The following is an 18484-nucleotide window of genomic DNA, read 5'->3' on the forward strand; positions in this document are numbered from 1 at the left end:
TTTTGTCAGAATATAAGAAAAGGCACAAGACTTTTTGCCTTTTTTTTGATAAAATAAATAGCAACAGCTGATTTTTAAAAGTCGGCCTTTTCTGCTTTTAGAAACTGAGGAAATGATGACAAAAATGATTGTAGGCTTGGGCAATCCGGGCGATAAATATGAAAAAACAAAGCATAATATGGGATTTATGGCGCTGGATTTGCTGGCGAAAGATCTTGATGCAACTTTTAAGATGGAAAAAACTTTTATCGCGGAAGTCGCAGAGACTTTTGTAAACGGCGAAAAAGTGTTTCTCGTGAAACCTCAAACCTTTATGAATGAATCAGGGCGTGCGGTAAAGCCACTTTTGACTTATTATAATATTGATTCATCAGATTTGACAGTGATTTTTGATGATATGGACTCGCCTGTCGGACGTGTTCGTTTGCGACAAAAAGGTTCTTCTGGCGGACACAACGGGATAAAATCTATCCTGACACACGTCGGGACAGAGTATTTTAATCATGTCAAGATTGGGATTGGTCGTCCGAAACATGGAATGAAAGTTGTCAATCATGTGTTGACAGGTTTTGACAATGAAGATGACACAGCAGCTTTTGACGGAATTGTCAAAGCGGTTGACGCGGTCAAATTTTACATTGACAACAACGATTTTGCGAAAGCGATGAATAAATATAACTGATGAAACTAATTGAATTTTTTGACCAAAATCTAAATATCCAAGCTTGGGAACGCGGATTTGCCAAGCAGGAGCGCACACTTTTGACAGGTCTGTCAGGAACGGCGAAAGCGCTGGTTATGACAAATGCTTATGAAAATACACCTGACAAATACGTGATTGTGACAGACAATCAGTTTCACGCGAATGAACTTTACGATGAGCTGTCAACCTTGCTGGGTGAGGAAAAAGTGTTTCAGTTTTTCTCGGACGATAATGTTTACGCAGAGTTTGCGATAGCCAGTAAAGACAGAATTGCTTATCGCCTTGAAGCCTTAAATTTCCTGTTGGATAAAGAAGCAACAGGCTTTTTGGTTGTGCCATTTATGGCGCTGCGCAGTTATTTGCCAACACCTGAAAATTATCAAGAAAACTATCTTTTACTGGCGCAGGGCGATGAATTTCCACTGTCAAATTTGCTAGAACTACTGACAAATGCAGGCTATGAGCGGACACAGCGTGTGATGACACCTGGCGAATTTTCTCAACGAGGCGATATTGTTGACCTTTATCCTTTGGATGCAGAAAATCCTGTGCGTTTGGAATTTTTCAGTGATGAAGTTGACACGATTCGCAGCTTTGATGTGGAGAGCCAGCGTTCTTTGACAAGTCTGTCAACACTTGAAATCTATCCTGCTAACGACTTTTTATTGACCGCTGACGAGTTTACACATGGTGTAAACCTTTTGACGAAACTGTCAAAAAAAGTAACAGATGAAAAAGAGAAATCTTATTTTGACGAACTGATTGCTGCTAGTTCTAATCATTATTATCATCAAGATTTACGAAAATTTGCTGAGTATTTTTATGAAAAAGCAACGTCATTGTTGGATTATTTCCCGAAAAATAGTCAGATTTTCATTGATGATTTTCAAAAAGTCAATGAGATGAATAATAAAATTGAGCTGGAATTGGCTGATTTTATTCTCTCTGAGAAGACGATGTTTCGTAGTTTTGATGGACAAAAATATCTGCTGGATACGATTTCCAAAGTTCGTAGTCACAAGCCTGCTACCTTTTTCTCGAATTTTCAAAAAGGATTGGGCAATATCAAATTTGATAAATTGTACACTTTCAATGAACATTCGATGCAACAATTTTTTGGACAAATGGAACTTTTTTACACAGAAGTGGAACGTTTTGTCAAACAAGAGTTTACAGTTGTTTTGACAGTTTCGTCAGAAAAACTTCGTCAGAGTTTACAAGAATTAGAACTTGATTTACACGAAGTTGACAGTGATGCGCTACAAACAGGACAAATCAATCTCATCGCACTCAATCTGTCCAACGGATTTAACTTCATTGACGAAAAATTAGTCGTGATGACGGAGAAAGAAATCTTCGGTAAGGTCAGAAAAAAACGCGCGCGCAGACTCAACATTACTAACGCAGAACGTCTTAAAGATTACAATGAACTCGAAGTTGGCGATTATGTCGTCCATAAAAATCACGGCATTGGGAAGTACATGGGTATCCAGACCATTGAAATATCTGGGATGCACCGCGATTATCTAACCATCCAATATGACCATGGTGATACGATTTCTGTGCCAGTTGACCATTTGGAACTGCTCAGTAAATATTCCGCAGGCGAGGGCAAAAAGCCGAAAATCAATAAGCTTAACGACGGACGTTGGCGTAGAACAATGACTTCTGTCAGCAAGCAGGTTGAAGATATTTCAGAAGACCTCATCCAGCTTTATGCAGAAAGGCAGGCACAGAAAGGCTTTGCATTTTCCGCGGACGACAGCAACCAGGAAGAATTTGACGGTGGTTTTGCTTATGTTGAAACCGATGACCAGCTCCGTTCGGTCAATGAAATCAAGCAGGACATGGAAAAAGAACGTCCAATGGACCGTTTACTTGTCGGTGATGTTGGTTTTGGGAAGACCGAAGTTGCGATGCGCGCTGCTTTTAAAGCAATCAATGATGGCAAGCAAGTTGCTGTGCTTGTCCCAACAACCGTGCTTGCTGAGCAGCATTATCAAACGATGACCGAGCGCTTTGTCAACTTTGGTGTCAACGTAGCGGTTCTCAGTCGTTTTCAAACGAAGTCCGAACAAGCTGAAATCCTAGCAAAATTGCGTAAAGGCAGGATTGATTTAATTATCGGCACGCACCGTCTGCTATCAAAGGATATTGTCTTTTTTGATTTAGGACTGATGATTATTGATGAGGAGCAACGTTTTGGTGTCAAGCATAAGGAACGGTTGAAAGAATTAAAAACGCAGGTTGACGTGTTGACATTGACAGCGACACCGATTCCGAGGACTTTACATATGTCAATGCTGGGTATTCGTGACTTGTCCGTCATTGAAACACCGCCGACAAACCGTTATCCTGTGCAAACTTATGTCATGGAGACCAACTACGGTGTTATTCGTGATGCTGTGCTCCGTGAAATTTCACGTGGTGGACAGGTTTACTACGTTTACAATCGCGTTGACACGATTGAGCAAAAAGTGTCACAGCTGGAAGAACTCATTCCTGAGGCACGGATTGGTTATATTCACGGACAAATGAGTGAAGTTCAGCTTGAAAATACACTGCTCAGCTTTATCGCGGGGGATTACGATGTTTTAGTTGCAACAACCATCATCGAAACCGGAGTTGACATTCCCAATGCGAATACACTTTTTATCGAAAATGCTGATGCGATGGGCTTGTCCCAGCTTTACCAGCTTCGTGGACGTGTTGGACGCACAAACCGCGTGGCTTATGCGTATTTCATGTATCGACCAGAAAAAATCCTCTCGGAAGTTTCTGAAAAACGGCTGGACGCCATCAAAGGCTTTACAGAGCTTGGTTCTGGCTTTAAGATTGCCATGCGTGATTTGTCCATTCGTGGTGCGGGAAATCTACTCGGCGCTGAGCAATCTGGTTTTATTGACAGCATTGGTTTTGACTTGTATTCTCAACTACTGGAAGAGGCTGTGCATAAGCGCATGGGCGACAGTCATGTGAAACGTAAGTCAAATTCCGAAATTTTGCTGGAGTTAGATGCTTTTATTCCAGAATATTATATCGCAGATGAACGACAAAAAATCGAGATTTACAAGCGTATTCGCCAGATTGATTCGCGAAAAACCTATGAAGAAATTCAAGAAGAACTGCTTGATCGCTTTGGCGAATATCCTGATGAAGTCGCTTATCTACTCGAAATCGGTTTATTGAAATATTTTGCTGACAATGCGCTCGTCGAAAAAATAGAGAAATCAAAATTTGAAGTCAATTTGAGCATGGAAAAATCCGCGAACACAATGTATGACCCTCAAGAATATTTTGAGGCACTAGCAAGAACAACGCTCAAGGCAAATGTTGGTGAAAAATATGGGCACATGACTTTTAGATTTAAGATTGAAGAACGTAATAGCGTTGTTCTATTGAGTGAAATTATGAATTTTGTGGAGGAATTGTCACATTTACGTAATAAACATGAAAAATAATAGAAAAAGGTTTTTGACAGAACTGTCAAAAAATATTTTCTAATTTCAGTCTCATTTTAGCCTAGTTTTAGTGAGATTTAAGTAAGGGAAGTTATACTATATTTATTCCAATAAAATTTTTCATATCCGAGGGACTTCATCCTTTGGAAAGTTTACTCCTTAAAAAACGACTGGCTGGTTACCGGTCGTTTTTGCTTTTTGACAAAACTGTCAAAAAATTTTGCAAAAGAAGCCCGTCTTTTAACGCTTAGCCGTTTTTTTATTTTTGGAAATATGTTATAATCAAAGCATGAGATTAGACAAGTTTTTAAAAGTTTCACGCTTAATCAAGCGCCGTACAGTTGCCAAAGAAGTTGCAGATAAAGGACGTATAAAAATCAACGGAAAACTCGCAAAAAGTTCGAGTGATGTAAAATTTGATGATTTGCTCACCATCCGTTTCGGCAATAAAATCGTAGAAGCACGCGTGCAAGAAACAAAAGAATTTACTCGCAAAGAAGATGCTGAAAAAATGTACACAATCGTGAGTGAAAATAGAATACAAGAGGAAAAAAGAGATGACTAAGCAAGTAATTCGCTTGGAAAATGATTTTACAAACGAAAAATTGCGACAAAAAACAGAGCAACAAGCTCCTAAACGCAGACATTTAGGACTTATTTTGGTAGTTGCGATGATTCTTTTTAGTCTTGCGAGTATCAGCTTGGTTCGTTCCTATCAAAATCTCCAAAAACAGCTGGTTTTGGAGCAGAAAACGATTAAACAACATGACAGTATGACCCAGAAAGTAACCAGCCAGAGCCAAGAAATTCAAAAATTACAAGACCCAAATTTCCTCCAAAAATATGCACGAACGACAGATGATTATTCACAAAGTGGAGAAAAAATATTTACAACACCTAGTTCAAAAGGGACAGGAGCAAATCCGTGATTGGACAAATCGTAAATATCACGAAATTTGGCTTGTTTGTGAACTTTGTAATTACTGACAGCGACTCTGTCAGCAATTTTGATATTTTTGACAGTTCTGTCAAAAAAAATAAGAAGCAAAAAGGACTTTTACGCTGGTCGTCCTTACCGAAAAAGCACTTAAAATATCAAGTTGGCGACTTCATTGGAATTGACATTGCAGAAATCAATGATAATGGAAAAATAGATTTAAAATTTATTGAAAAAGATTTTCAAAAAACATTCGGTGATTTCATAGGAGTAAGCACCGAAAGACTTGAAGAATTAGAAAAGAAAAATAAGGAGTTACGGCAGCTGTGACCACAAAAAAAGGAAATCTAAATGATGGAAGAAGCGTTTATTTACACGGAAAAAAAGTCAAGGATATGGCAGCAGAACCTGTTTTTTCAAAAACACTCAGCTATATCCAAAAATACTATGATTTAAATGCCTCTGACACCATGTTTTTACCACCAAAAACCCATGAAGATTTAGTGAAAAAACGAGAAATTTATGAAAAAGTTTCGCGTGAAAGTTACGGTTTTCTGGGACGTACACCAGATTTTATCAACACAGGCATTGCAATTTTGGATGCTTACGCAGACGTTTTAGGAGCAGACGAACGGACAAATTATGCCCAAAATGCTAAAAATTGGGCAAAACGTGTGAAAAGCGAAGATTTATTCATTTCTCATGCCATTCAAAATCCGCAAGTTGACCGCTCAAAAGGCTTAACAGAACTTCTTTCAGATGGTCAAGAATTTGCTGCTGTCTGGATAAAAGAAAAACGTCCAGATGGTGTGATTGTTCGTGGTGCCAAGCAGGTCAATACACTCGCCCCTCTAGCAGATGAACTTTTGGTGTTCAACCTACCAGGACTTGCGCCAGCAGATAAAGATTTCGCTCTTGCCTTTTCACTTCCGCTTGCCACAGCTGGTGTCAAAGTTGTCTGTCGCAAACCGACGATGAAAACAGATTATTCACTCAAAGATTATCCACTTTCAGGTGCCTTCGATGAGATGGACGCTTTCATCATCTTAGACGACGTTTTCGTTCCCAATGAATCCCTGTTCGTTTGTGGCTCCGTAGAAAAATCAAACGCCTTTTTCCCGGGCAGCGGATTTTTTGTTCATACCGCTCATCAAGACGAAGTCCGAGGTTTTGTAAAACTAGAGTTTGTCACAGCTTTAGCCGTTCGTCTCGCTGAAAAACTTGGTCTCAGCCAGTTTTTACGTGTTCAAGAAATGCTAGGTTCTCTGACTGTCAATCTTGAAATGATTAAGTCAAGCATTATCGCTAGTGAAGTCACAGCCCACATGGAAAATGGTGTCCTAACACCCAATATGCAGGTTTTACTTGCCGTTCGTGCCAGTCTGACAAATTATTACGACGAAGCTTTACGTGCGATTGCAGAATTTGCAAGTGGCTCTATTGTAGGTGTTCCAGACTTTCGTGAGTTTGAAAATGAAGAAATTGCTGACATTTTAAAAGCAAGTATGACAAGTCCATTGATAAATGCCGAAGACCGCGCTCTTTTGCTCAATCTTGCATGGGATATCACAGGAGAAAGTTTTGGGCAACGTCAACGTACTTATGAATTTCTCCACGGCGGCAATCCAATGTGGATTAAAAATATGCACTGGCAAAGTGAAGATTTAACATCAGCTTACCAGATGTTGGATAAGGTTTTAGAAAATGCAAAATCTGAAAAATAAAGTAAATACAGGAGTTTTCCTTATGTTGGTAGTTGCGATATTGCCAACATTTTTTGCTTTTCACTCGCAGAGCACATCAGCAAACAGCAAGATAAAAACAAAAATAATCATTAAAAAGCCTGCCAACACCTTTAAGAGTGAACTTTATACAAGCATTCCTAAACACCCACTTTCTTTGGAAAACATAAATACCTATAAGGATGAAAAATTAACCGAAAAAACAGGACAAATTCTTGCGAAAACACAGCTTTCAATCACAGCTCTCACAGGAAATAGTTTCAAATTATCAAATGGAAGTTATATTTCAGCCAACAAATCACAAATTATCTCAGACGTTATTCAATCAGAACAAACTGAAACCACCACTTTGTATAGTTCAAAAACTGTAAACGTATTTTACAGTCCGTTTACAACATATGATAATCAAATATTATCAACGATTACAGGAAATAAAACTTTAGTGGCAAGCCAAGGGGCAACAACTTATTGGGGGACGTACTACAAGATTTCCTTTAACGGCGGTCAAACAGGTTGGGTATCAAGCAAGGATATTTCATTAGAAAATCCCAAACTTCAACAAGTTCAAGTCCTATTAAATAAGAAATATAACAATCCAAATTACTCAATATATGTAAAAGAGTTGAACAGTACGTTTACAGTAGGTGTCAACCAAAACGAAAAAATGTATTCTGCCAGCTTATCCAAACTTCCAATCTTGTATTGGACGCAAAAAAGATTAAACAATGGAGAAGCAACATTGACAGACCAACTTCTTTACAGTTCTGCAGTCAATAGTTTTTCCGGAGCGTACAAACCTGCAGGGACAGGCACATTACCCAAGACAGCAGATAATCAAAACTATACTTTACAAGATATTGTTAACCGCACAGCAAAATTTTCCGACAATGTAGGGAGTAATATGCTCTCATTTTATGAAACCAATAAATTTGACAGCAGTTTTCAATCTGCAATTACCAAAATAGCAGGAACACCGTGGAATCCCAATACACGAGAAGCATCTTCTCAGATGGTAGGACGAGTTTTTGAAGCTCTTTATCACGAAGGAGGAGCAAGTTTTAACGCTCTTTTCAATACGGATTTTGATACAACAAAGATTAAAGCAGGTGTTCCAAAAAACATTCAAGTTGCTCACAAAATTGGCGATGCAGATGCTTACAACCATGATGCAGCCATTGTCTTCGCTCCAGATCCATATATTTTGGTAGTAGAAACAAATGGTGGAAGTGATGCAGTCATCCAACAAATTTCACATGATGTTTATGGAGTTCTCCAATGACAAATTCAGAACGAAAATTTTTAAAAATTATTAAAGAAAAAGCTTATTTTAGCGTACACAAAAAAGTTCTGGTTGCCCTGTCAGGGGGAGTAGATTCAATGACCTTGTTTAATTGGCTTTATGATTTACAAGCCGAATTAGATATTGAGTTAGGAATTGCTCATATCAATCATGGACTTAGGGAAGCTTCCGAAATGGAAGAAAGAGAGCTTCGCAAGCTTGCCCAAAAACTATCAGTAGCTATTTACGTTGACAAGTTTACAGGTAAGTTTACAGAAGAAAATGCCAGACATTTTCGTTATGATTTTTTTGAAAAAACAATGAAGGAAAACGGTTATACAGCTCTTGTTACAGCACATCATAAAGGTGACATTGTTGAAACAGTTTTAATGCGAGAAATCACAGGACGTCCGTTACGAAGTTTACAAGGTATTAAAGATTGCCAACCCTTTGCTCATGGAGAACTTATTCGTCCGTTACTACAATTTGAAAAATCAGAATTTGATGCTCCCTTTTTCTTTGAAGATATCACAAATCAAGGAACAGACTATCTGAGAAATCGCATTCGCAATCAGATAATTCCAGAACTTAGTCAAGAAAATCCTCAATTTACAAAAGCAATATTATCTCTCTCCAATGAAGTTTCACTTGCTATGTCTGCTATTTCAGAAAATATTTCAGAATTAAATATCCTATCTGATAAAATCAATCTTGATAAATTTCTTCAGCAAAGTCCAGCCTTACAGCATTTTATCCTTCAAGAATATCTGACATATTTTCCAGATTTAGCACTCACAAAAGCAACGTTTAATGAACTTCTTCACATCGTATCACGTCCTCAGCAATATCATAGCAGTCTATCAAAGGATTATGATTTTGTTAAAAATGATAAATTCATCTACATTATTGAACAAAAACACGAAAAAAAAGATGAATTAGAAATTCTGTATGAAAATCCGCATGATGACAGTTTTTTAGAAGTCAACTTGCCAATAAATGGAAAGTTGGAAATTCGCAAACGTCAGTCTGGAGACACTATTATTATCAATGGACATCATAAAAAATTAAGAAAATATTTTATTGAAAATCACGTTCCATTAGAAAAAAGAGAAAACTTTCTCATCTTTGTGGATAAAGAACTGTATGCGATTGCAGATTTAGCGTGTTCAGATTTGAGTAAACGAATTAAAAGTGATAAAATGAAGAGAACACTTTGGGTGAAACCCGTTGTAAGAGAGGATAATAAAAATGCTTGAGCAAGATATCAAAAAAGTGCTTGTTTCTGAGGAACAAATTCATGAAAAAGCAGTTGAACTTGGTAAAATTCTACAAAACGATTATAAAAATACAACACCGCTTATTTTGGGAATCTTACGTGGTTCGGTTCCATTTATGGCAGAGTTGATTAAACATATTGATGGAGAACTTGAGATTGATTTTATGACTGTTTCAAGTTATCACGGAGGTACAAAATCATCTGGTGAAGTAAAACTTATCATGGACGTGGATACAGCAATTAACGGACGTGATATTTTGATTGTTGAAGATATTATTGATACAGGTCGTACTTTAAAATATTTGAAAGAACTTCTTGAACACCGCGGTGCTCGTGTAAAAATTGTGACTTTACTTGATAAGCCAGAAGGTCGTGTTGTTGAGATTGAGCCTGATTATACAGGATTTACTATTCCAAATGAATTTGTTGTCGGATTTGGCTTAGATTATGATGAACATTATCGTAATCTCCCTTATGTTGGTGTTCTTAAAGAAGAAGTTTATAAAAAATAATTTATGCTGTTAATTATTTCTCATACTAAAGTATGAAAAATAGTTTGACCAATACTTACTATTAGCATTTAGCCTTGAATTATGCTATATTATAACAAAAATGTTACTCATAAAAGTTGGTAGCAAATAAATTAAAGACAAGGAAAATATGAATAATAACAATAGAAAAAATGGCGGTATCGTTAGAAACACATTCATGTGGATTCTTTTGGCTATTGTAGTTGTTATAGGGATTAACTGGTTTGTCAGCAATAACCATAGTAATGTTGATAAAATTAGTTATTCTTCATTGATGACAAAGCTCAAAGATGGTGATATTAAAACAGTAACGATGCAACCTTCAGATAGCTTGCTCACAGTAACAGGTGAATACACACATCCTAAAAAAGTAGAGACAAATAGTGTCATTGGAAATACAACTCAAGAAGTGACTCACTTCCAAAGTTATGTTATTCCAACAGATACTGTTGTTAAAACTCTCCAAAATACAGCAAGTGACAAAGATGTAAAAGTCAATGTTATTCAAGCTTCTTCAAGCGGTATGTGGCTGTCACTTCTCTCTCCAATCCTTACAATTATCGTTATGGTCGGAATTTTCTGGCTCTTAATGGGAGGAATGGGCTCTCGTGGCGGAGGCGGTGCAGGTAATCCGATGTCATTCGGAAAATCTCGCGCTAAACAACAGGATGCAAAAACTTCAAAAGTCCGCTTTGCGGATGTTGCCGGTTCAGAAGAAGAAAAACAAGAACTTGTTGAAGTTGTTGATTTCCTCAAAAATCCGAAAAAATACCATGATTTAGGCGCTCGTATTCCGGCAGGTGTACTTCTTGAAGGCCCTCCAGGAACAGGTAAAACATTGCTTGCTAAGGCAGTTGCAGGTGAAGCTGGCGTTCCATTTTATTCAATCTCAGGTTCTGATTTTGTTGAAATGTTTGTCGGTGTTGGTGCATCGCGTGTTCGTGACCTCTTTGAAAATGCTAAGAAAACAGCACCATCTATCGTATTTATTGATGAAATTGATGCCGTAGGACGTCAACGTGGCGCAGGCCTTGGCGGTGGAAATGATGAACGTGAACAAACGCTGAACCAACTCCTTGTTGAGATGGATGGTTTCCAAGATAATAATGATTCTGTTATCGTCATTGCTGCCACGAACCGTTCAGATGTTCTTGACCCAGCACTCCTGCGTCCAGGTCGTTTTGACCGTAAAGTTCTTGTAGGTGCTCCAGATGTCAAAGGACGTGAAGCTGTCCTCCGTGTTCATGCGAAAAATAAACCATTTTCAGACGATGTTGATTTGGCAGTTGTTGCACAACAAACACCAGGTTTCGTTGGTGCCGATTTGGAAAATGTTTTAAATGAAGCGGCTCTTGTAGCTGCACGTCGTAATAAGACGGTGATTGATGCTTCTGATATTGATGAAGCTGAAGACCGTGTTATTGCTGGACCAGCTAAAAAAGATAAAAAAGTGTCTGAGAAAGAACGTGAGACAGTTGCTTATCACGAAGCTGGTCATACAATTGTCGGACTTGTCCTTTCAAATGCTAATACAGTCCACAAAGTTACCATCGTTCCACGCGGTCGTGCTGGTGGTTATATGATTGCCTTACCTAAAGAAGACCAATTCTTGCTTTCTAAAGAAGATATGATGGAAAATCTTGCAGGTTTGATGGGTGGACGTACTGCTGAAGAAGTCATTTACGGACGTATCACAACAGGTGCTTCAAATGACTTTGAGCAAGCAACACGTATTGCACGTGGTATGGTCACTCAGTATGGAATGAGTGACAAACTTGGCCCAATTAGTTATGAAGGTGACCATGCTGTCTTTATTGGACGTGACTATGGGCAGACAAAGACTTATTCTGAAGCAACAGCTGTTGCCATTGATGAGGAAGTACGCTCTATCGTTGCTGAAGCACATGAACAAGCGCGTGAAATCATCGAATCTCATCGTGAACAACACAAAGCCATCGCTATGGCATTGCTCAAATATGAAACGCTTGATGCACGTCAGATTATGTCACTTTATAAGACAGGCAAGATGCCTAATGAAGTTACAAGTGATGAAACGCTTGAACCAAAAGACTTTGAACAAACTCTTGCTGATAAAAATGATTTTACAAATATCAATATTTTTAAAGATGAAAAATCAGAAAATGATGATGAAGTTTCAGAAAATCCAAATTCAGAAACAAATCAATCTGAAAATCCAGAAAATTAAAAGAAAAAAACAGCCTACTAAGCTGTTTTTTTCTCGCTATAAAATAGTAAAACCGAACCTTCTACAAAAATTTCCCAATAAACATAGCTAATCCTTGACAATAATTTTAAATAGTGTATAATAGAAAAGTACTGTTTCGGCAGACAAAAATAATGGTCTGTTGGTCAAGAGGTTAAGACACCGCCTTTTCACGGCGGTAACACGGGTTCGAGTCCCGTACAGACTATTTGATAGTAAACTATCAGCTATGGAGGATTACCCAAGTCCGGCTGAAGGGAACGGTCTTGAAAACCGTCAGGTGTGTAAAAGCGCGCGTGGGTTCGAATCCCACATCCTCCTTAAATTTCTTTATGAAATTTTATTTAAATTATCGCGGGATGGAGCAGTTAGGTAGCTCGTCGGGCTCATAACCCGAAGGTCATAGGTTCAAATCCTATTCCCGCAATTATAAGCTCAGTAGCTCTACAGATAGGAGTTGCGAAGTAACTTACTTTGCTTTACTAAGTTTAAATAAATTGTTGGCTCGGTAGCTCAGTTGGTAGAGCAAAGGATTGAAGCTCCTTGTGTCGGCGGTTCGATTCCGTCCCGCGCCATTGATGATTTATCATCAAGAACCATTTACTAGCGGATGTAGTTTAATGGTAGAACTTCAGCCTTCCAAGCTGACCACGCGAGTTCGATTCTCGTCATCCGCTTCAAATTTTCTGTTACTCTTCGTCAGGAACTCAATCACGTACCTTAGTACGTTTCAATCGTTCCTTCCTCGATTAACAAAAAATTTGTTAATTACATGGGAGATTAGCTCAGTTGGTTAGAGCACTGTGTTGATAACGCAGGGGTCTCAGGTTCGAGTCCTGAATTTCCCATAGTTTGGTATTGATTGCATAGGAGATACACCTGTTCCCATGTCGAACACAGAAGTTAAGTCCTATCACGCCGGAAGTAGTTGGGGGTTGCCCCCTGCGAGATAAGGTAGATGCCAAGCTATTATCCGGCATAGCTCAGTTGGTAGTAGCGCATGACTGTTAATCATGATGTCGTAAGTTCGAGTCTTACTGCCGGAGTCAGAAAAAAATCATAAGTAATTTACTTATGATTTTTATTTTATTTTCAGTGCTTTTTTAATTAGAAATGGGGCAATCAGGGTGCTAAGGATGATTACAATGACAAGCTCAGAATAAATGTCACTGTTTATAATAGAAGCTGACAATCCTATCTGAGCAACGATGAGTGCCATTTCTCCACGGGAAATCATGCCAGTACCAATCAGAAGACTATCACTTGTACCGAGCTTGAAAAGTTTTGCTGAGAAGTAAGCGGGAATAAACTTTGTTAGGAGAGCAAGAATGGTGAAAAGTAGGATAATTTGAGGGTGATGGATAAGGGCATCAAATTTTACTGAAATTGCGATAGAAACAAAGAAGATAGGGATAAAAATGATATAGGCTATGCTGGTGCTGTATTCTTTTATTTGCTGAGTGACTTCTGTCTGGCTGATGGCTATTCCAGCAAAGAAACTTCCAATGACCGCGGACATTCCGACGGCGTTACTGAGAAGGCTTAAACCCAAACAGATAATCAATGCTGCACTTGTATTTTTCATGTAGATGGGAAGTTTATCAATGAATTTCCAGATTTTTGGAATACTTTTGTGGACGAAGATTAAAAAGATAAAAAATAGGATTTCTGAGAGAAGTCTTAGTAAAAGCTGCGAACCGCCATTTTTGATAGCATTAAAAATAGAAAGGATAAGAACGGCGAGAATATCATCGACGACTGCTGCTCCGAGGATAATGTTCCCAGCACGTGTTGAAAGTTTGCCATACTCTTGGAGAACTTCAACGGTGATTGAAACGGATGTGGCAGCAAAAACGATGCCATAGAAAAAACTTGTTGATAATCCTAAACCGAGCCAATAAGCGCTAAGGAAAAAAATGATGAGAGGGGCAATAACTCCAGTCACTGCAACGACTAATGAGGGCTTAAAATTCTTTTTGAGAACGGATAAATCGCTTTCGAGCCCTGCGATAAACATGAGAAAAATGATGCCCATTTCAGACATGACTTCCAGAGTATGTCCACTGTGAATAAGTCCTAAAAAGCCTGGTGCAAGAAGAATACCTACCAGCATTTGTCCAACGACAGCTGGAATTTTTATTTTTTGTGAAAGGATGGTGGCGATAAAGGAGCTCAAAAGAATGAGCGTGATTTGTAAAATGTCGTTCATGCTTATTATTATAACAAATATTTTGATGAGAAGTTGTTATGTTAAAGTTTTGGCACAATAAAATGTGTCAAGATTTTTATTTACAGTCAAAATTAAAACGGTTACAATTAAGTTATAATAAACAAAGGAGATAACTAATGGATGAAAAAATTAGTTTGAAAGTTCGCGTGCAAAAATTCGGAACTTTCTTATCACAAATGGTCATGCCCAATATTCCTGTTCTTATTGCTTGGGGCTTTATGACTTCTCTTTTCTTAACACCAGGTGGATGGATTGTTTCGCTTTTTCCAGGGACAGCTGGTTTTACTGCTAAGGTGGCGACAATGGTTGGACCAATGTTGACTTACTTGATTCCAATCATGATTGCCTATACTGGTGGGAAACAAATCTACGAACATCGTGGAGGTGTTGTCGGTGCTGTTTCTGCTTTTGGTGCAATTATCGCAACGGCTTCTGTCCATCAAGGTGGTATGGTACATGATATTGTTGTTTCTGATAAGAGTCAGACAGCGGTACAACATTTTATTAACGCAACGGGTAAGGTTGTCACGGTAAATCCTGGTCATGCTATCCAAAATCCAAGTGTCACAATGATTTTAGGTGCAATGATTTTGGGCCCTCTGGGTGCTTGGTGTATCAAGAAGTTTGATGGTTGGGTACAACCTCATATTCATGTTGGTCTTGAGATGTTGGTTAATAACTTCTCTGCTGGTTTTATGGGGCTTTTTATCACAATTCTTGCTTCTACTGTTTTTGGTCCAGTGATTGAGGTTGTCTTAGATGTTTTATCTAAAGGCGTTGATGTTCTTATATCTACCCATTTAATTCCATTGGCCAATGTTCTTGTTGATCCCGCAAAAATCTTGTTCTTGAATAATGCAATCAACTACGGAGTTTTAGCACCCCTTGGTTTACAACAGGTTGCTACGACTGGTAAATCACTTCTTTTCTTGATTGAAAATAACCCTGGTCCTGGTCTTGGAGTGTTGCTTGCTTTTTGGGTATTTGGTAAGGGAACAGCAAAGGCTTCTGCTCCTGGTGCGGTTATTGTTGAGTTTATTGGTGGTATTCATGAGATTTACTTCCCATATGTCATGATGAAACCTGCACTTTTCCTTTCAGTTATTGCAGGTGGTGTTACGGGTACTTTGACGAATAACTTACTTGGTACTGGTACGATTGGTCCTTCTGCTCCTGGTTCGATTATTGCTGTGACGGCAATGTCATTTAATAAACAAGCAGGTGGTTTTCCTAACTGGTTAGGTGTTATGTTGTCAATTATTTTAGCTGCTTTGGTTTCTTTCCTTGTGTCGGCTGTTATCTTGCGTCGTGATAAATCTATTAATGGTGATGAATTAGCTGCTGCTCAGGCTTCTGTTGCCGATGCTAAAGCTGTCTCTAAAGGTCAAACTTCTGTGAATGTTGCTGCAAACTTTAATGCTGTACAACATATTATCTTTGCTTGTGATGCTGGTATGGGTTCATCTGCGATGGGTGCTTCTATCTTGCGAAATAAGGCTAAAAAAGCTGGATTACCTCAGGACGTTACTAATGTGGCGATAGCGAACTTAAAAGCCGGTTCTGATACAATCGTTGTGACGCAAGAAGAATTAGCTGCAAGGGCTGCGACAATGGCTCCTGATGCTATCCGTTATACAGTAGCAAACTTCATGAGCTCTCCAACCTATGATCAAATTATCAATTCATTGACAGGTGCGGGAGAAAAAGCGGAAGTTGCATCTGATGTGACTGAAAATGCTGCAGATACTGGCATTGATTTGAATCAGATTGATGAAGTAGTTTTTGCTCATGATGGGGAACATATGGGTTCTGCGACAATGGGTAAAGAAACATTGACAGCTATTTTCAAAAATCATGATGTGAAAATTCCTGTGTCTGAGACGGAATTTCTTGGTTTGGCTGCGTTTAATGCGACGAATATCATGATTGTGACAGTGAATAAATTTACTGATGAGGCGAAAAAGGCTGCTCCAAATGCGCAACATTTGTCTGTGGAAAGTGTGATTACGACAGCTGAATACGATAAAATGGTTGCTAGAATAAATAAATGATCAAAAAGATGATTTGACAGCTCTGATATTTTTTTGACAGAGCTGTCAAAATTATTTTTGGGTTTGAGAGAGTCTAAATGAAATAAAAATAGAATTTTAGAGAGGTAAATCATGTTAGTGACAGGTCGTGAACAAAAATTGATTCAGGCATTTATTAAGGCAAAGACTTTGACACTGGCAGAGATGCTTGAAATCACGGGAACGAGCCGGCGAACACTTTATCGAGACCTTGAAAAGTTGCAAGAAACGTTGCCTAATGGTGTGAGTTTGCGAAATTCAGATGAGGGTTATTTTTTGGCAGGTGATTTGTCAAGTTTGGCAGAAACTCATGAACTTTTAGAGTTTACAGTGACTGAAAGACTTTATGGAGAATTGCTGTTATTGCTTGATAATCGGGCATCAATCGTGACTCTAACGGAAACTTTTGGAATTAGTCAACCAACTGCAACAAGTGATTTGCGTTTGATTGAGCAGGCGCTGCTGGAAAATGGTTTACAGTTGGAACGTGAACGTGGTTTGAGAGTTCTCGGAAACGAGGAGAATATTCGCTCGGTGCTGGTATCAAGTTGTCAGAGTGTATCAAGTATTTCTGAGGCTTTATCGGGTGATTTTTCTGAGAATAAAATTTTGTCTTTGTTGGATTTGGAGCCATTTTATCAGGCGCGGACAATATTTGAAACGGTTGAATTACCTGAAATGACGGATAAAACGTGCGTGCTGATGCAATTTTTCTTGACGGCGACTTTGTTTCGACTGAATAAAGGTTATCAGCTGGTGTCTAATAGTACACGTCGTCCAAGTAAAAATGCTTTGAATTTTGTGCAGAAATTGATTGCGCAGTTGCAAGGTAAGTTTACATTTACGATTGCTGAGATTACTTATCTGGCTGCAGTTTATGATGTGTTGTATTTTGGTTTTGGTCGTGAAGTGCTGTTCATGGAGAAGTTTGATAGTGGATTTTCTTATAAAATTCGTCAGTTGATTGATGAAGTGTCAAGTGAATTGTCAATTGAATTTAGTAAGGATGACCGGCTTTATGGATTGCTTTATGCACACTTGAAAGAGACAGATGTTCTGCCAGAGTTATTTTCAGATAAGCAAAATGACTTTGTGAAAAAAATCGAAACAGATAATGATAAAATCTTCAAGGCTGTACAGCAAGTGCTTCCAGATGTCTTTGAGAAAAAATTTTCGAGCGTTGAGATTTCATTTGTTACTTTGCATTTTGTGGCAACATTGGAGCGAAGTGACTTAGTTTTGCCTTTGAAAACAGCTTTGGTGACAAGTCGCGGACGGATTTCTTGTGAATTTATCATGAGTAATCTGCGCAAGAACTTTCCATTTTTAAATAAAATTGATATTATACAAACTTCGGCTAGATTTGATAAAAGCCAGTATGATGCGATTTTTACGACTGAAAAAGAGATGGATTATATCTACGTTAGTCGGAATTTGGAGCAAAAAAATCTTGACACAATTCGACATAAACTGCGGAGTATCCAGCAAAATACGCGGACAGTTAAAAGTGATAATAATGAAAAGAATTTTGTCAATCTCAATCAGCTCTTTAGTATTGGAAATGGAATTTTGACAGATTTTACGATTAGAGAGATTGAAAATCTACCAAATCTGACTGATGTTGTCAACCAAGTTGTCAGTTTTGTAAACTCTAGTCAAACTGAAAGTTTGTCTCAATTATTGAAAAAAAGATTTGATGAGACACATCTGGCAATTCCAGATACGAAAATTGCTTTGCTTCACGGCGTGCATGATTCAATTGAAAAGCCTAGTTTTCAGATTTTTGACTTAAGTCAGGAAGTTGAAGTTTTGGCGATGAATCGTGAGAAAATGAAGATAAAACGTGTATTACTGCTTTTATCTCCACCAGATGTAGCAGATGCAGCTGTTTATCTTTTGGGAAAAATTTCAAGTTCGATTATTGAAAATAAACTTTACACAACGATTTATAATTCTGGAAATTTTGATGTTGTGAGTGAGTTGCTTCGGCAAATTATCACAGAATCAATCAGAAAATATGGGGAACAATAGAA

13 protein-coding genes, 7 tRNA genes and 1 rRNA gene are annotated in these 18484 nt (G+C 38.3%); 20 read left to right on the forward strand and 1 reads right to left on the reverse strand.

Features of this window, described 5'->3' with window-relative positions; translation table 11 throughout:
- Positions 1-115 precede the first annotated feature (115 nt).
- The 18 genes from pth to KJS36_RS09075 all read left to right on the forward strand — a co-directional run bounded on the left by pth (position 116) and on the right by KJS36_RS09075 (position 13198).
- Complete coding sequence (gene pth / locus KJS36_RS08990) at positions 116-682, forward strand: aminoacyl-tRNA hydrolase (protein WP_213536591.1); 567 nt, start codon at positions 116-118, stop codon at positions 680-682.
- Complete coding sequence (gene mfd, locus KJS36_RS08995) at positions 682-4164, forward strand: transcription-repair coupling factor (RefSeq protein ID WP_213536592.1); 3483 nt, start codon at positions 682-684, stop codon at positions 4162-4164. The genes pth and mfd overlap by 1 nt, the downstream gene beginning before the upstream one ends.
- A 289-nt stretch (positions 4165-4453) precedes the next feature.
- A complete protein-coding gene (locus tag KJS36_RS09000) occupies positions 4454-4729 on the forward strand; it encodes an RNA-binding S4 domain-containing protein (protein WP_213536593.1) in 276 nt (91 codons plus the stop codon).
- Positions 4722-5093, forward strand: a complete 372-nt coding sequence (locus KJS36_RS09005; protein ID WP_213536594.1) for a septum formation initiator family protein — start codon at positions 4722-4724, stop codon at positions 5091-5093. The genes KJS36_RS09000 and KJS36_RS09005 overlap by 8 nt, the downstream gene beginning before the upstream one ends.
- The gene (locus KJS36_RS09010) at positions 5090-5431 is read left to right on the forward strand and encodes an RNA-binding protein (RefSeq protein ID WP_213536595.1); all 342 of its coding nucleotides are present in this window, start codon (positions 5090-5092) and stop codon (positions 5429-5431) included. Before KJS36_RS09005 ends, KJS36_RS09010 begins: the two co-directional genes overlap by 4 nt.
- Positions 5428-6825 (forward strand): 4-hydroxyphenylacetate 3-hydroxylase N-terminal domain-containing protein, encoded by a 1398-nt coding sequence (locus KJS36_RS09015; protein WP_213536596.1) that lies wholly within the window; start codon positions 5428-5430, stop codon positions 6823-6825. Before KJS36_RS09010 ends, KJS36_RS09015 begins: the two co-directional genes overlap by 4 nt.
- Positions 6806-8122: a serine hydrolase gene (locus KJS36_RS09020; protein WP_213536597.1), complete on the forward strand. Its 1317-nt coding sequence runs from the start codon at positions 6806-6808 to the stop codon at positions 8120-8122. The genes KJS36_RS09015 and KJS36_RS09020 overlap by 20 nt, the downstream gene beginning before the upstream one ends.
- Complete coding sequence (tilS, locus tag KJS36_RS09025) at positions 8119-9378, forward strand: tRNA lysidine(34) synthetase TilS (protein ID WP_213536598.1); 1260 nt, start codon at positions 8119-8121, stop codon at positions 9376-9378. The genes KJS36_RS09020 and tilS overlap by 4 nt, the downstream gene beginning before the upstream one ends.
- Entirely contained in the window at positions 9371-9910 is a 540-nt protein-coding gene (hpt, locus tag KJS36_RS09030; protein ID WP_213536599.1) for a hypoxanthine phosphoribosyltransferase, read from the forward strand. Before tilS ends, hpt begins: the two co-directional genes overlap by 8 nt.
- 148 nt (positions 9911-10058) lie before the next feature.
- Entirely contained in the window at positions 10059-12134 is a 2076-nt protein-coding gene (gene ftsH, locus KJS36_RS09035) for an ATP-dependent zinc metalloprotease FtsH (protein ID WP_213536600.1), read from the forward strand.
- Between the two features lie 154 nt (positions 12135-12288).
- Positions 12289-12360: transfer RNA gene (locus KJS36_RS09040), tRNA-Glu, on the forward strand.
- A 23-nt stretch (positions 12361-12383) separates the two neighbouring features.
- Positions 12384-12473 (forward strand) — tRNA-Ser (locus KJS36_RS09045).
- Between the two features lie 32 nt (positions 12474-12505).
- Positions 12506-12579 (forward strand) — tRNA-Met (locus KJS36_RS09050).
- Between the two features lie 75 nt (positions 12580-12654).
- Positions 12655-12727, forward strand: a tRNA-Phe gene (locus tag KJS36_RS09055).
- A gap of 31 nt (positions 12728-12758) precedes the next feature.
- Positions 12759-12829 (forward strand) — tRNA-Gly (locus KJS36_RS09060).
- A gap of 97 nt (positions 12830-12926) precedes the next feature.
- A tRNA-Ile gene (locus KJS36_RS09065) sits at positions 12927-13000 on the forward strand.
- Between the two features lie 3 nt (positions 13001-13003).
- Positions 13004-13119, forward strand: a 5S ribosomal RNA gene (gene rrf / locus KJS36_RS09070).
- Positions 13120-13124: 5 nt separating this feature from the next.
- A tRNA-Asn gene (locus KJS36_RS09075) sits at positions 13125-13198 on the forward strand.
- A 35-nt stretch (positions 13199-13233) separates the two neighbouring features.
- Here KJS36_RS09075 and KJS36_RS09080 read toward each other — a convergent pair.
- Positions 13234-14361 (reverse strand): cation:proton antiporter, encoded by a 1128-nt coding sequence (locus KJS36_RS09080; RefSeq protein ID WP_213536601.1) that lies wholly within the window; start codon positions 14359-14361, stop codon positions 13234-13236.
- A 137-nt stretch (positions 14362-14498) separates the two neighbouring features.
- Between KJS36_RS09080 and KJS36_RS09085 the strand changes: the two genes are divergently transcribed.
- The gene (locus KJS36_RS09085; RefSeq protein WP_213536602.1) at positions 14499-16433 is read left to right on the forward strand and encodes a PTS transporter subunit EIIC; all 1935 of its coding nucleotides are present in this window, start codon (positions 14499-14501) and stop codon (positions 16431-16433) included.
- Between the two features lie 111 nt (positions 16434-16544).
- Positions 16545-18482 (forward strand): BglG family transcription antiterminator, encoded by a 1938-nt coding sequence (locus KJS36_RS09090; RefSeq protein ID WP_213536603.1) that lies wholly within the window; start codon positions 16545-16547, stop codon positions 18480-18482.
- The last annotated feature ends 2 nt before the right edge of the window (positions 18483-18484 follow it).

Source organism: Lactococcus nasutitermitis, assembly GCF_018403765.1.
Lineage (GTDB): Bacteria > Bacillota > Bacilli > Lactobacillales > Streptococcaceae > Lactococcus > Lactococcus nasutitermitis.

Coding starts and splice junctions, on each gene's coding strand:
- pth (WP_213536591.1), top strand. CDS start 116: ATGACAAAAATGATTGTAGGCTTGGGCAATCCGGGCGATAAATATGAA.
- mfd (WP_213536592.1), top strand. CDS start 682: ATGAAACTAATTGAATTTTTTGACCAAAATCTAAATATCCAAGCTTGG.
- KJS36_RS09000 (WP_213536593.1), top strand. CDS start 4,454: ATGAGATTAGACAAGTTTTTAAAAGTTTCACGCTTAATCAAGCGCCGT.
- KJS36_RS09005 (WP_213536594.1), top strand. CDS start 4,722: ATGACTAAGCAAGTAATTCGCTTGGAAAATGATTTTACAAACGAAAAA.
- KJS36_RS09020 (WP_213536597.1), top strand. CDS start 6,806: ATGCAAAATCTGAAAAATAAAGTAAATACAGGAGTTTTCCTTATGTTG.
- tilS (WP_213536598.1), top strand. CDS start 8,119: ATGACAAATTCAGAACGAAAATTTTTAAAAATTATTAAAGAAAAAGCT.
- hpt (WP_213536599.1), top strand. CDS start 9,371: ATGCTTGAGCAAGATATCAAAAAAGTGCTTGTTTCTGAGGAACAAATT.
- ftsH (WP_213536600.1), top strand. CDS start 10,059: ATGAATAATAACAATAGAAAAAATGGCGGTATCGTTAGAAACACATTC.
- KJS36_RS09080 (WP_213536601.1), bottom strand. CDS start 14,361: ATGAACGACATTTTACAAATCACGCTCATTCTTTTGAGCTCCTTTATC.
- KJS36_RS09085 (WP_213536602.1), top strand. CDS start 14,499: ATGGATGAAAAAATTAGTTTGAAAGTTCGCGTGCAAAAATTCGGAACT.
- KJS36_RS09090 (WP_213536603.1), top strand. CDS start 16,545: ATGTTAGTGACAGGTCGTGAACAAAAATTGATTCAGGCATTTATTAAG.